Consider the following 12,298-nt stretch of genomic DNA (forward strand, 5'->3'; position numbering starts at 1 on the left):
GTGGTCCTTTCACAGGTGGGATGCTCCGAGCGTATCGCCGGTCAGAGGGGTTCGGGGGATGCTCGCCGCGGGGCGCGTCCGGTGACGACCATGTCGGCCGTGAGGATCACGAGCGCGACCCAGACGAGCCCGAAGCCGACCCAGCGCTCCGGCGGCATCGGCTCGCCGAGGATGAAGACCCCGACGAGGAACTGCAGCACCGGTGCGACGAACTGCACGAGGCCGAGCAGGCTGAGCGGCAGGCGGCGGGCGGCGGCTGCGAAGAACAGCAGCGGGACGGCCGTCACGACGCCCGTTGAGACGAGGCCGACGGTGTGCCACGGCGACACGGTGCCGAAGGTGAGCCCGGTGACGGCGCCCACGATGAGGAGTTCCGCGACCGCGATCGGCATCAGCCAGGCGGTCTCGAGGGTGAGGCCGGTGAGCGCGCCGACGCCGGGTCCGACGTTCTTCTTGATCAGCCCGTAGAACCCGAAGGACAGGGCGAGGACGAGCGAGATCCACGGGAGTGCCCCGTAGCCGAGCGTCAGCACGAGCACAGCGGCCGCGCTGATCGCGACCGCGATCCACTGGATGCGCCGCAACCGCTCGTGCAGAACGAAGACGCCCAGCAGCACCGTGACGATCGGGTTCATGAAGTAGCCCAGGGCGGCCTCGACCACGTGCCCGGTCAGCGTCGCGAAGACGTAGGTCTGCCAGTTGACGAAGATCAGGAGGCCGGCCAGGCCCATCACCCAGACCGTCTTCGGGCGGCGGAGGACTGTGAGCAGGGCGGGCCAGCCACGGGTGACGGTGATTAGGGCGAGGCAGAAGACCAGGGAGAAGAGCACGCGCCAGGCCACGACCTCGAAGGGTCCCGTCGGGTGCAGCAGCAGGAAGAAGAGCGGGAGCAGGCCCCAGAGGCCGTACGCGGAGATCGCGAAGGCGAGTCCGCTGGTCGGTTCGGCCGACTGGCTCCGTGTCCTGCTCACAACGATTCCCCTTCGCGGGCGTGCCCTGCCTGGACGTGTTGGGTGGTGCGGGCCGCGCTCGGGCGGACCTGGCAACACAAAATCCCGGATGATCAGGCCATCCGGGATTTTGTGTTGTTCGTACGTGTACTGCGGTCGTGCGTGGCGCCTGGAACGAATCCCTAGCGGACGACGACGGCGAGCACGTCGCGTGCGGAGAGGACGAGGAGGTCGTCGCCACCGAACTTGACCTCGGTTCCGCCGTACTTGGAGTAGATGACCTTGTCGCCCACGGCAATGTCGAGCGGGATGCGGTTGCCGTTGTCGTCGATGCGGCCGGGGCCGACGGCGACAACTTCGCCCTCCTGGGGCTTTTCCTTGGCAGTGTCAGGGATGACCAGACCTGATGCGGTGGTCTGCTCGGCGTCGACCTGCTTGATGACGATGCGATCCTCGAGCGGCTTGATGGAGACCGACACGGTTGACCTCTTTCTTAGCTAAGACTTGGTTGGCAGACTCACAGCGAGAGTGCTAACAGCGAGTTTAGGGCGCTTCTGGCACTCACGCAACGTGAGTGCCAGACTCGGGCGTTCCGGGCGCGGCGGCCATGGCTTGATATCGTTTGGACAATGGAACGCTCCGAGCTTGTTGACCTGTTGTCCCCCGAGGGGCTGCGCCTGCTGGACTCGCTTCCGCCCTGGGACAACGCCTCCGATGTGGTTCGGCTGGTGAGCGACCTGCGGAAGGCCGGCCATCCTCAGGGACTCGTGACCGCGGTGCTCGGCCAATCGCGGCTGCGGGCGAAGGCCGTGGCCAAGTTCGGCGACTTCGCCGGGCGGATGCTCTTCACTGAGGCCGGTCTCGAACAGGCCACCCGCCTGAACGTCGCCGCGCTGCACGCCGGCCGGTTCGCCGCTGCCGGACTGAACCGGGTCGCCGATCTCGGCAGCGGGATCGGCAGCGACTCGATGGCCCTCGCCGCGCTCGACATCCAGGTGACCGCCGTGGACACGGACGAGGTCACGGCCACGGTCGCGAGCTACAACCTCGCCCCCTTCGACAATGCCGCCGTCGTGCACGGCGACGCGGAGACCTTCGACCTCACCGGCTTCGACGCTGCCTGGCTCGACCCGGCCCGCCGTACGGCCGGTCACAGCAATACCTCCCGGCTGACCCGCCCGGAGGATTATTCGCCGAACCTCGACTTCGTCTTCGGACTGAGCGAGCGGATGCCGATCGGAGTGAAGCTCGGTCCGGGTCACGACCGTGACGCCATTCCCGCCGCCGCGGAAGCGCAGTGGGTGTCCGTGGACGGAAAGCTCGTGGAGATGGGACTCTGGTTCGGCGTTCTCGCTCGCGAGGGCATCCGCCGTTCGGCCCTGCTCCTGGGCAGGGACGGCCGGCACGAGCTGACCGCGGCCGCGGACAGTCCGGATGTCGAGACCGTGCCCGGAGAGGCGGGCGTGCCCGGGAGCTACCTGTATGAGCCGGATGGCGCCGTGATCCGGGCGCGGCTGATCGGCGACCTGGCCCGCAGCATGGACGCGCTGATGCTCGGGGAGGGCATCGCATACCTGAGCTCAGAGTCGTTGCACGAGACCCCGTTCGCGACGGCGTTCCGGGTGCTCGAGTCGCTGCCGGTGGACGAGAAGAAACTCCGGCTCGCGCTCAAGGAGCGTCAGATCGGGACTCTCGAGATCAAGAAGCGCGGCGTGGACGTTGACCCGGCCGTGCTGCGCACCCGGCTGAAGCTGCACGGGTCCGAGTCCGCCACTCTCGTGCTCACCCGGGCGGGCGGCCACAGGCTCGCTCTGCTCGTGGAGCGGGTGCAGCCGCCGCGCTGAGCACTCAGCGCCGGGCACCCAGCGCCGGGCACTCAACGCCGGGAGCTCAGTGCGGGATGGGGCTGATGCCCTGGCTGATCAGCACGATCCAGCCGGCGGCGATGACGAGGCCCGCGAGACCGGTGCCGAGGCCCCAGGCCCAGATCGCGACGGCCGCGCGTTCGGTGCGGCTCGCCCAGACGGCGAGCACGACGGCCGCGAGCGAGAGCGGCGCGGTCCAGACCACGAAGACGGCGCCGGCGAGGCCGACGGCGCCGAAGAAGAGAGAGGCGAGAGAGCGGGCGCGCCTGCGCGCAAGGGCGCGCAGCTCGGACTCGGTGTAGACGTACGGCACCCATTCGGTGGGAGCGGTGACGGTCGACGCGTAGTCGAGTTCGCCGGTGACCTCCTCCGGCGGGCGCGTCAGTTCGAAGCGGAGGTCGTCACCGGCGGTGGGACGTCGTGCATCCGTCACTGCGGCCTCCCGGTCCGTTCACTTCGCCCGGGGAACGGGCTCTCAGCGATATTAGTAGGTACTCGGCATGCTTGCGAAGACGATGATCCAGACGACGATGCTCAGCAGGGAAAGGGCGACGCCGACGATGCCCGTGATCAGGCCGGTGAGCCACAGGGCACGTGCGCGCGGTTCCTTCGTGCGACCGAGCGCCCCGAGCACGATGGCCGCGGCCGGCAGCAGCAGGGTGAGCACCCCGCCGACGAAGGGGATGAAGGCGATCGGGAGGCCCAGCAGTCCGACGACACCTGCGACAAGCGAGAGGATGCTGAGCAGCGGCTGGCGGGTCGGAGCCTGCGTCCCCGGGGCGGGCGGGTACGGATACCCGTAACCGGGCGACGGCGGTCCGGCGGAGGCAGGACCGCCGGGCGCTGGACCGGCGGTCGGAGGATCCGTGAACGGCGGACCGGCGAACCCATCGCCGCCGGATGCCACGGGCTGCGTTCCGGGCGGCCCTGCAGCGGCCACGGTGGACTCGCCGCGCGGAATCTGCGGGACCTCGGGAACCTCGGGCACGTGCGGCACGTCGGGCACCTGCGGAACCTCGGGAACCGGAGGGATTCCCGAGGCACCAGGGGCGTTCAGATCACTCATGAGCTGTTCCTTTCCACTTCATTGACGGGTCAACGGTGATGGCAGGTCAGTCGTGACGACAGGCCGGCAGGGACGATCCAGTGGGTCAGTAGCTGGAGTACCCGTTGGTCGAGGCCGTGCTGATCAGCACGATGAAGAGGATCGCGCCGATGATGCCGGCGACAATGCCCAGGTAGCCGAGAACGAGGCCGGCGATGGCGAGCCCGCGGCCCTTTTCTCCGGTCTTCTTGATCTGGCTGAGGGCGATGTGGCCGGTGATGATCGCGGCGAGAGAGACGAAGAACGCCGACACGAGCGACACGATCGCGAGGACGTTGTACTTGTCCTGGGCGAGGGGCTGGCCGTAGGCCTGCTGGCCGTACGCCTGCGGCTGGCCGTACTGCTGCTGCTGCTGGCCGTACTGCTGCTGACCGTACGTGTCCGGTGCGCCATACGCAGGGGCGGCAGGTGCCTGGTACGCCGGCGCGGCGGGTGCCTGGTATTCGGGCGCGGCGGGCGCCTGGTAGATCGGGGGCTGGTTCACCGGGGGCGGGGTTACCGGAGGCTGGTTCGGGTCGGTCATGACTAACGGCTCCTTTGGGCTTCGATCAGCTGGCGGTGCCATAGTTGCACCCTCATTGAACGGGTGTCAACGCCCATGACGCGCCATGTCTGTTGCGTCCAGCGTATCGCGGATGCATAGGAACCGGAGATGGGACGCGGTTTTCAGCCCTGGATGACGGAAGCAGGGAGCGTTGAATCCGCACCGAAGTCGAGGGTGGACGGCTCGTGACCCGCGATGATCAGCTGGGCGCCGAGCGCGGCGATCATGGCGCCGTTGTCGGTGCACAGCGAAAGCGGCGGGATGCGCAGGGCGATGCCTGCTGCATCCGTTCGCTCGACGGCGAGCTCGCGGAGCCGCGCGTTCGCGATCACCCCGCCGCCGAGGAGAAGTCGCGGCACCCCGAGGTCTGTGCACGCGGCGACGGCCTTGGTGAGCAGGATGTCGATGACGGCCTCGCGGAAGCTCGCCGCGACGTCCGCGAGCGGCACGGTCTCCCCCGCGTCGCGGGTCTGCTCGACCCAGCGGGCGACCGAGGTCTTCAGCCCGGAGAAGGAGAAATCGTAGCGGTGGTGTTCCATGTCCTTGTGATGGCTGAGGCCGCGGGGGAAGCGGATGTACGCCGGATCGCCGCCGAGCGCGACGCGGTCGATCTGCGGGCCGCCGGGGTATGGCAGGCCGAGGATGCGGGCGACCTTGTCGAAGGCCTCCCCCGCCGCGTCGTCGATGGTCTCGCCGAGCAGTTCGACGTCGGACACGAGGTCGCGCACGAGGAGGAGCGAGGTGTGCCCTCCGGAGACGAGGAGGGCGATCGTCGGGTATTCGAGGGGCTCCGTGCCCGGATCGGCGTCGGTCTGGAGTACGTCGGCACCGACGTGGCCGACGAGGTGGTTGACCGCGTAGATCGGCTTGCCGAGGGCGATCGCGAGTGCTTTCGCGGCGCCGACGCCGACCATGAGCGCGCCGGACAGGCCGGGGCCGTAGGTGACGGCGATCGCGTCGACGTCCTCGAGGCGGATGCCCGCGTCCTCGGTCGCCGCCCGGATCATCGGGACGAGCTCCTCGAGGTGGGCGCGCGCCGCGACCTCGGGTACGACGCCGCCGTACCGGGCGTGCTCATCCATCGATGAGGCGATCGTGTTGGAGAGCAGCCGGCTTCCGCGGACGATCCCGATGCCGGTTTCGTCACAGGAGGTTTCGATGCCGAGCACCAGGGGGTTGTCGCGGTTCATTCGGTCGCCTCCGCGGCATCCGTCGGGTCGGTCGGGGACTGCACCGGGTCGGGCGCGGCGAGCGCCGCCTCCGCGGGCGGCACTGCGAGTCGCATCACGAGCGCGTCGACGTTGTCCGGCTGGTAGTAGCCGCGGCGCACACCGATCTCCTCGAAGCCGAGCCGGAGGTAGACCCGCTGGGCGCCGGGGTTGTCGGCGCGGACCTCGAGGAACACCTCGCGGATGCCTCGCTTGCGGGCCTCGGTGACGAGGCTCTGCACGAGGGTGCCGCCGAGACCGTGCCGGCGGGCCGTCTCGGTGACGGCAATGGTCTGGATGTCGCCCTCGAGCGCCCCGCGCGGCGCGAGCAGCCCCGCGTATGCCTCGATGCGGTCGGGTTCGTCCGGCGGGACCGCGACGAGGTAGTAGCAGTCCGGGTCGGTCACGTCCCGGAGCATGCCCTCCGCGGACCAGGCGTCGTTCTCGAAGAGGCGGGTCTCGAGGGCCATGATGCCGTCGAGGTCGCCCGCGTGGGCGCGGCGCAGCTGCCAGGTCACTCAGCTCACCCGTTTCGGACCGTTGGAGAGGGTGACGTCGGGCGATCGAAGGTAGAAGGCGGCGTCGGTCGCGAAGGCACGGTCGTTGGCCAGCAGCAGTTCGGCGACCCTGCCGAGGTCGGCGGCCGGAACGGTCACGGCGTCCGCGCGGACCAGGCCCGCGTAGACCCAGTCGGGCTCGAGCAGGACGGCCGGTTTCGCCACCCCTGGCGCGGCGAGGCGTACGGGCAGGCCGGCGGCATCCGCCCCGCTGTATGCCGACCAGTTCACCTCGCGCCGGCGGGCGTCGGTCACGACGACGAGGCCGCCGGTGTGGCCGGCCCGAAAGCGGCTCAGGGCGATGGCGTCGTGGCTGATCACGGGGAGGAAGGGCAGGCCGGCGCCGAGAGCGAAGACGCGGGCAGCGGCGATGCCGACGCGGAGACCGGTGAATGGGCCAGGGCCCATGCCGCCGACGACACCGGTGAGGTCGGCGACCCGCACGTTCGCCCGGTCGAGGCACTCTGCGATGAGTCTGCCGATCAACTCCGCGTGGCGCATGGTGTCTGCGGTGTCGATGTCCGCGAGCACGCCGCGGACCCCGTCGACGACCGCGACGCTGGTTCCGGCGGAGGTATCGATGGCGAGAAGCACCTGTTCAGCCTATTCCCCGGGCCATGCGCCCTCGAACGCGGCCCAGCGGGGGCCGAACCCGGTGATGGTGACGGTGCGCGGCTCGTCGAGGTCGACGTCGAGGTCCAGGCCGGGTGCGGCGGATGCCCGGGCGGAGCCGGCCGCGCCCGCCGGCCCGGTCTGCAATGCGCCCGTCGGCCGCTCGATCTCGATGTCGAGCCACGAGTCCGCGACCCCATCGAGCAGCCCGCGGCCCCACTCGACCACGACGACGGAATGCTCGAAGTCGATGTCGAGGTCGTCGAGTTCCATCGCGCCCTGCAGCCGGTAGGCGTCGACGTGCACGAGCGGCGGGCCGCCGACGAGGCTCGGGTGTGTGCGGGCGAGCACGAAGGTCGGGCTCGTCACCGCGCCGCGTACCCCGAGTCCGACGCCGAGGCCGCGGGTGAAGGTGGTCTTGCCCGCGCCGAGCGGACCGGTCAGTACGAGCAGGTCGCCCGCGCGGAGCTCAGCGGCGACGCGGACACCCCAGGAGTGCATCGCAGCGGCGTCGGGGATCACCCGGCGGTTCATCGCGCGGGCTCCCCGCTCTCGCTGAGGACAGCCCGGTAGCTGCGCGGAACGCGGTGCCCGATCCGGGTGACGATCTCGTAGTTGATCGTGCCGGCGGCATCCGCCCAGTCGGCAGCGCTCGGCACCGGCTCCGGCTCTCCCCCACGCACGTCGGGGTCGCCGAAGAGCACGACCGCGTCCCCGACGTCGACACCGTCCTGGCCGAGACTCACGACGAACTGGTCCATCGCGATGCGTCCGACGATCGGATAGCCGCGGCCGTTGATGTTCACCCGCGCAGAGCCGGACGCCGCGCGGGGCACACCGTCCGCGTAACCGAGCGGGACGAGGGCCAGATTGCCGTCCTCTGGGGCACGCCACAGGTAGTCGTAGGACACGCCCGCTCCCGCAGGCACCCGGCGCACGGCGGCGACGCTCGCGCGGAGGGTCATCGCCGGCGAAAGGCCGAGCTCCCGCGGGCTCGCGTCGTCGAAGGGGGACAACCCGTAGAGGCCGATGCCGATCCGCACCATGGAGAACCGGGCGGCGGGCAGGCGCAGGGCGGCCGCTGTCGACGCGAGGTGCGCGAGCTCCGGGGTCAGCCCTGCCGCTGCGGCGAGATCGAGGCCGGAGCTGAAGCGGGCGACGGCCTCGTCGTCCGCGGCCGGGGAGGCGTTGGAGAGATGGCTGAAGATGCCGCGGACGTGCACGAGGCCGTCCCGTTCGAAGCCGGAGCCGAGCGCGAAGACCTCGGCCCAGTCCGGCCCGTTCAGGCCATTGCGGCTGAGGCCGGTGTCGAGCTTCAGGTGGACATTGGCGACGCGGCCGAGCCGGCCGGCGGCATCCGCTATGGTCCGCAGCTGGCAGGCGGACGAGACACCCAGGTCGATGTCCCTGGCGATCGCGGCCTCGAAATCCGTGTCGGGCCCGTGCAGCCAGGCGAGGAGCGGGGCCTCGATGCCGGCGTCCCTGAGCGCGTGCGCTTCGGTGAGATCGGCGACGCCGAGCCAGTCGGCCCCCGCGGCGAGGGCGGTGCGGGCGACGGGGACCGCGCCGTGGCCATACGCATTGGCCTTGACGACGGCCATGAAATGCGGGGTGCCGATCGTGGCGCGCAGGTGGGCGACGTTCGCGGCGATCGCACCGAGGTCGATGACGGCCTCGCGGAACTCGCTCACGATGCACCCTCGAGCACGACGAAGGCGCAGGCGACGCCCGCATCGTGGGTCATCGTGAGGTGCACGGAGTCGACGCCGCGCGCACGCAGCACCTCGGCCATGACCCCGCTCAGCCGGAATCCGGGGTTACCGTGCGCGTCGCTCACGACTTCCATCTCCTGCCAGCTCGTGCCCGCGCTGTCGCCGAGCGCCTTGATCAGTGCTTCCTTGGCCGCGAACCGCGCCGCGAGGGAGTGGGTGGGCAGGCCGCGTTCTGCGGCCGCGAACAGCCGGGGAACGAGTCCGGGCGTGCGCAGAACCTGCCGGTCGAACCGGTCGAGGTCGACGATGTCGACGCCGATGCCACGAATCACGCCCGCGACCGCCTGCCCGTCCCCACTCCGTCCGCGCTTATTCGACCGTGACCGACTTCGCGAGGTTGCGGGGCTGGTCGACGTCGAGGCCCTTGACCGTTGCCAGCTCCATCGCGAAGATCTGCATCGGCACGACCGCGAGGAACGGCTCGAACAGCGGCGAGGCGAGCGGGATCCGCAGTACGGTGTCCGCGAACGGCAGAACGGCCACGTCGCCCTCTTCGGCGATCGCGATGATGCGAGCGCCGCGGGCGCGGATCTCCTGGATGTTCGAGACGACCTTGGGGTGCAGGTGCGCGGAACCGCGCGGGCTCGGCACGACGACGAAGACGGGCTGGCCGGGCTCGATCAGCGCGATCGGACCGTGCTTGAGCTCGCCGGCAGCGAAACCCTCTGCGTGGATATACGCGAGTTCCTTGAGCTTGAGCGCACCCTCGAGGGCGATCGGGAAACCGACGTGGCGGCCGAGGAACAGCACGGCACGGGTGTCCGACATCCAGGCGGCGAGTTCGTGCACGGCGCTCTCCTGGAGCAGGGTGGTCGCGATCTTTGCGGGAATGGCCTGCAGCTCGACGATCTGGGCCGCGGCATCCGCTTCGGTCATGCTGCCGCGCACGCGGGCGAGGTGCAGGGCGAAGAGGTAGAGGGCGGCGATCTGGGCGGTGAAGCCCTTCGTCGAGGCCACGGCGACCTCTGGGCCGGCGTGCGTGTAGATCACGGCGTCGGACTCGCGGGGGATGGTCGCACCCTGGGTGTTGCAGATCGAGATGGCCTTGGCGCCGGACTCCCTGGCGAACTTGACCGCCATCAGGGTGTCCATGGTCTCGCCGGACTGGCTGATGGAGATGATCAGGGTCTCCGGGTTCAGCACCGGGTCGCGGTAGCGGAACTCGTGGCTGAGCTCGACGTCGACGGGCACGCGGGTCCACTTCTCGATCGCGTACTTGGCGACGTAGCCGGCGTTCGCCGCGGTACCGCAGGCGACGATGACGATCCGGCGGATGCCGGCGAGCACGTCGTCGCCGAAGGCCTCGAGCTCGGGCACGACGGCCTGGCCCTCGTGGATGCGGCCGAGGAGCGTGTTGGCGATGGCGTCCGGCTGCTCGGAGACCTCCTTGGCCATGAAGCTGGACCAACCGCCCTTTTCGGCGGCGGAGGCGTCCCAGGCGATGTCGAATTCCTCGAACTCGACGGCGTTGCCGTCGAAGTCCGTGATGGTGACGACCTCAGGGGTGATCGTGACGATCTGATCCTGGCCGACGGCGACGGCCCGGCGGGTGAACTCGACGAACGCTGCGACGTCGGAGCCGAGGAAGTTCTCCCCGTCGCCGAGACCGATCACGAGCGGAGAGTTGCGACGGGCGCCGACGACGACACCGGGCTGGTCCTGGTGCACCGCGAGGAGGGTGAATGCGCCGTCCAGGCGGCCGACGACGCTCAGGAACGCGGCGCTCAGGTCGCCAAGGCGCTGGTATTCGCGGCCGAGCAGCACTGCGGCGACCTCGGTGTCGGTCTCGCTCTCGAAGGTGAAGCCCTCGGAGAGGAGCTCCTCCTTGAGAACGGAGAAGTTTTCGATAATGCCGTTATGGATAAGGGCGAGCTTGCCGTTGTCACCGAGGTGCGGATGCGCATTCGCGTCGGTCGGTCCGCCATGGGTGGCCCAGCGGGTGTGGCCGATGCCGGTACGGCCGTTGTTCATCGGGTTGCCTTCGAGGTCCCCGGCCAGAATGGCGAGCTTACCGGCCCGTTTCCTGGTGTTCAGCACGCCGTCATCGTCGATGACCGCGATCCCCGCCGAGTCGTACCCCCGGTATTCCAGTCTCCGCAACCCCCTCATCAGGACCTCGACGCTTTTATCTTCCCCGACATAACCCACGATTCCGCACATAGCCCCGATTTTAGTCCGACTAAGCTGTGTGGAATGTCCGATCCAGCCGCGAGCCTCTGGAACAACGGCCACACCACACCGTTCGTCGAGCTGGATCGAGCGGACTGGGCGGCCCTTGCACCCACCACCCAGCTCCCCCTCCGTGAGACCGAGATCGTGCAGTTGCGCGGCCTCGGCGAGCCGCTCGACCTCGGCGAGGTGACCGATGTCTACCTGCCCGTCAGCCGCCTGCTCAACCTCTATGCCGCTGGAGCAAGCCAGTTGCACCGGGCGACGAGCGACTTCCTCGGCGAACGTGCCCGGCGCACCCCGTTCGTGATCGGCGTCGCCGGGTCCGTCGCCGTCGGCAAGTCGACGATCGCCCGGCTCCTGCGCGAACTGCTGGCCCGCTGGGAGGACACTCCCCGGGTCGAACTCGTGACGACCGACGGGTTCCTCTTCCCGAACGCCGAACTGGCCCGGCGGGGACTGATGGCTCGCAAGGGATTTCCAGAGTCGTACGACCGGCGATCCCTGCTCCGATTCGTGTCCGCCGTCAAGGGCGGCGCCGCCGAGGTGCGGGCTCCGTTCTATTCGCACCTGAACTACGACATCGTTCCCGACGCGCAGATCGTGGTGCGCCAGCCGGACGTCCTCATCGTCGAAGGCCTCAACGTGCTCGCGCCGCCGACAACGGGGCACGGGCTCACGGTCAGCGACCTCTTCGATTTCACCGTCTACGTGGATGCCCGCACCCAGGACATCGCCCGCTGGTACGTCGACCGGTTCCTGCGCCTGCAGCGCGGCGCGTTCAGCAACCCGAAGTCGTACTTCCACCGGTACGCGACGATGACCGAGGACGAGGCCCGCCGGGAGGCCCGCCGTATCTGGGACGAGATCAACGAGCCCAACCTGGTGCAGAACATCCTGCCGACGCGCTCCCGGGCGACCCTTGTGCTCCGCAAGGACGAGAACCACGCCGTGTCGAAGGTGCTGCTCCGCAAGCTCTGAGCGGTGCGGCATCCGCCCGCAGCCCTGACCGATTCGACGGGGTTTTTGGCTTTCCGATACGTGGGAGACCGGGTAGACCGGTTCAGAACCGAAAATCTCCGTCGAATTGCTTCACTCCGCGGCGTAGAGTCGACTCACCAATCGTTCTGGCCGACCCGCCTGGAGGCGCGATCGTGAGAGCCGCCTACACCGCGCTGGTGCTGTACCTGGCCGGTCCGCTGCTCGCGCTCATCCTCGTGCCGACCGAACCGGGGATGATGTTCTTCGCCGGCGTCGCCGTACTCGGCCTGGCGCTCGTTATCGGGGTCCAGTGCCGACTCACGGCCGCCGACGCCCTCGAGATCACAGTCGGCCGCCGCTCCCACCGACACCGCGAGGTGCTCAGCGAACTCGCCGCACCGAGTCATCCCAACACCGCCGGGCGTCCACGCCCGCGCGCACCGGCCCGGCCGCTCGCGGTCGCCTAGACCTCAGCCGGCAACTCCAACGCAGGGCGAGGCAGCGCGAACGCAGACGCGCCCCTCTTCCTCCGACC

General features: G+C 69.5%; 15 protein-coding genes. 3 read left to right on the forward strand and 12 right to left on the reverse strand.

Features of this window, described 5'->3' with window-relative positions; genetic code table 11:
• Window positions 1–41: 41 nt before the first annotated feature.
• Both rarD and groES read right to left on the reverse strand, forming a co-directional pair.
• Window positions 42–971: an EamA family transporter RarD gene (gene rarD / locus RHM57_RS14265; RefSeq protein ID WP_134449931.1), complete on the reverse strand. Its 930-nt coding sequence runs from the start codon at window positions 969–971 to the stop codon at window positions 42–44.
• Window positions 972–1,132: 161 nt separating this feature from the next.
• Window positions 1,133–1,429: a co-chaperone GroES gene (groES, locus tag RHM57_RS14270; RefSeq protein ID WP_092339382.1), complete on the reverse strand. Its 297-nt coding sequence runs from the start codon at window positions 1,427–1,429 to the stop codon at window positions 1,133–1,135.
• A gap of 150 nt (window positions 1,430–1,579) precedes the next feature.
• On the opposite strand from groES, the gene RHM57_RS14275 reads away from it, so the two are divergent.
• Window positions 1,580–2,794: a class I SAM-dependent methyltransferase gene (locus RHM57_RS14275; RefSeq protein WP_322188418.1), complete on the forward strand. Its 1,215-nt coding sequence runs from the start codon at window positions 1,580–1,582 to the stop codon at window positions 2,792–2,794.
• A 46-nt stretch (window positions 2,795–2,840) separates the two neighbouring features.
• Here the strand turns inward: RHM57_RS14275 and RHM57_RS14280 are convergent, their stop codons facing one another.
• From RHM57_RS14280 to glmS, 10 genes are all read right to left on the reverse strand, one after another.
• Window positions 2,841–3,248, reverse strand: a complete 408-nt coding sequence (locus tag RHM57_RS14280) for a hypothetical protein (RefSeq protein ID WP_134449929.1) — start codon at window positions 3,246–3,248, stop codon at window positions 2,841–2,843.
• Window positions 3,249–3,299: 51 nt separating this feature from the next.
• Window positions 3,300–3,881, reverse strand: a complete 582-nt coding sequence (locus RHM57_RS14285) for a hypothetical protein (protein ID WP_322188420.1) — start codon at window positions 3,879–3,881, stop codon at window positions 3,300–3,302.
• A gap of 85 nt (window positions 3,882–3,966) precedes the next feature.
• On the reverse strand, window positions 3,967–4,443 hold the full coding sequence (locus RHM57_RS14290; RefSeq protein WP_166791056.1) for a DUF4190 domain-containing protein: 477 nt from the start codon (window positions 4,441–4,443) through the stop codon (window positions 3,967–3,969).
• Between the two features lie 143 nt (window positions 4,444–4,586).
• Window positions 4,587–5,654 (reverse strand): tRNA (adenosine(37)-N6)-threonylcarbamoyltransferase complex transferase subunit TsaD, encoded by a 1,068-nt coding sequence (tsaD, locus tag RHM57_RS14295; protein ID WP_322188422.1) that lies wholly within the window; start codon window positions 5,652–5,654, stop codon window positions 4,587–4,589.
• On the reverse strand, window positions 5,651–6,190 hold the full coding sequence (gene rimI, locus RHM57_RS14300) for a ribosomal protein S18-alanine N-acetyltransferase (protein WP_166787419.1): 540 nt from the start codon (window positions 6,188–6,190) through the stop codon (window positions 5,651–5,653). Before rimI ends, tsaD begins: the two co-directional genes overlap by 4 nt.
• On the reverse strand, window positions 6,191–6,823 hold the full coding sequence (tsaB, locus tag RHM57_RS14305; protein WP_134449925.1) for a tRNA (adenosine(37)-N6)-threonylcarbamoyltransferase complex dimerization subunit type 1 TsaB: 633 nt from the start codon (window positions 6,821–6,823) through the stop codon (window positions 6,191–6,193).
• 9 nt (window positions 6,824–6,832) lie between these two features.
• Entirely contained in the window at window positions 6,833–7,375 is a 543-nt protein-coding gene (gene tsaE, locus RHM57_RS14310; RefSeq protein ID WP_134449924.1) for a tRNA (adenosine(37)-N6)-threonylcarbamoyltransferase complex ATPase subunit type 1 TsaE, read from the reverse strand.
• On the reverse strand, window positions 7,372–8,535 hold the full coding sequence (gene alr / locus RHM57_RS14315; protein ID WP_322189868.1) for an alanine racemase: 1,164 nt from the start codon (window positions 8,533–8,535) through the stop codon (window positions 7,372–7,374). Before alr ends, tsaE begins: the two co-directional genes overlap by 4 nt.
• On the reverse strand, window positions 8,529–8,885 hold the full coding sequence (locus RHM57_RS14320) for a holo-ACP synthase (RefSeq protein ID WP_134449922.1): 357 nt from the start codon (window positions 8,883–8,885) through the stop codon (window positions 8,529–8,531). The genes alr and RHM57_RS14320 overlap by 7 nt, the downstream gene beginning before the upstream one ends.
• Before the next feature lie 37 nt (window positions 8,886–8,922).
• Window positions 8,923–10,773, reverse strand: a complete 1,851-nt coding sequence (glmS, locus tag RHM57_RS14325; protein ID WP_134449921.1) for a glutamine--fructose-6-phosphate transaminase (isomerizing) — start codon at window positions 10,771–10,773, stop codon at window positions 8,923–8,925.
• Between the two features lie 33 nt (window positions 10,774–10,806).
• Here glmS and coaA point away from each other — a divergent pair, with 33 nt between their 5' ends.
• Window positions 10,807–11,763, forward strand: coding sequence for a type I pantothenate kinase (gene coaA / locus RHM57_RS14330; protein ID WP_134449920.1), 957 nt, complete (start codon window positions 10,807–10,809; stop codon window positions 11,761–11,763).
• 173 nt (window positions 11,764–11,936) lie between these two features.
• Window positions 11,937–12,230, forward strand: a complete 294-nt coding sequence (locus RHM57_RS14335; RefSeq protein ID WP_134449919.1) for a DUF6412 domain-containing protein — start codon at window positions 11,937–11,939, stop codon at window positions 12,228–12,230.
• The last annotated feature ends 68 nt before the right edge of the window (window positions 12,231–12,298 follow it).

This window comes from Cryobacterium sp. 10S3, assembly GCF_034344045.1.
GTDB lineage: Bacteria > Actinomycetota > Actinomycetes > Actinomycetales > Microbacteriaceae > Cryobacterium > Cryobacterium glucosi.

Bases quoted from the DNA above. Each gene is read 5' to 3' on its own strand.
- RHM57_RS14275 (WP_322188418.1), top strand. From the start codon at position 1,580: ATGGAACGCTCCGAGCTTGTTGACCTGTTGTCCCCCGAGGGGCTGCGC.
- RHM57_RS14285 (WP_322188420.1), bottom strand. From the start codon at position 3,881: ATGAGTGATCTGAACGCCCCTGGTGCCTCGGGAATCCCTCCGGTTCCC.
- RHM57_RS14290 (WP_166791056.1), bottom strand. From the start codon at position 4,443: ATGACCGACCCGAACCAGCCTCCGGTAACCCCGCCCCCGGTGAACCAG.
- tsaD (WP_322188422.1), bottom strand. From the start codon at position 5,654: ATGAACCGCGACAACCCCCTGGTGCTCGGCATCGAAACCTCCTGTGAC.
- tsaE (WP_134449924.1), bottom strand. From the start codon at position 7,375: ATGAACCGCCGGGTGATCCCCGACGCCGCTGCGATGCACTCCTGGGGT.
- glmS (WP_134449921.1), bottom strand. From the start codon at position 10,773: ATGTGCGGAATCGTGGGTTATGTCGGGGAAGATAAAAGCGTCGAGGTC.
- coaA (WP_134449920.1), top strand. From the start codon at position 10,807: ATGTCCGATCCAGCCGCGAGCCTCTGGAACAACGGCCACACCACACCG.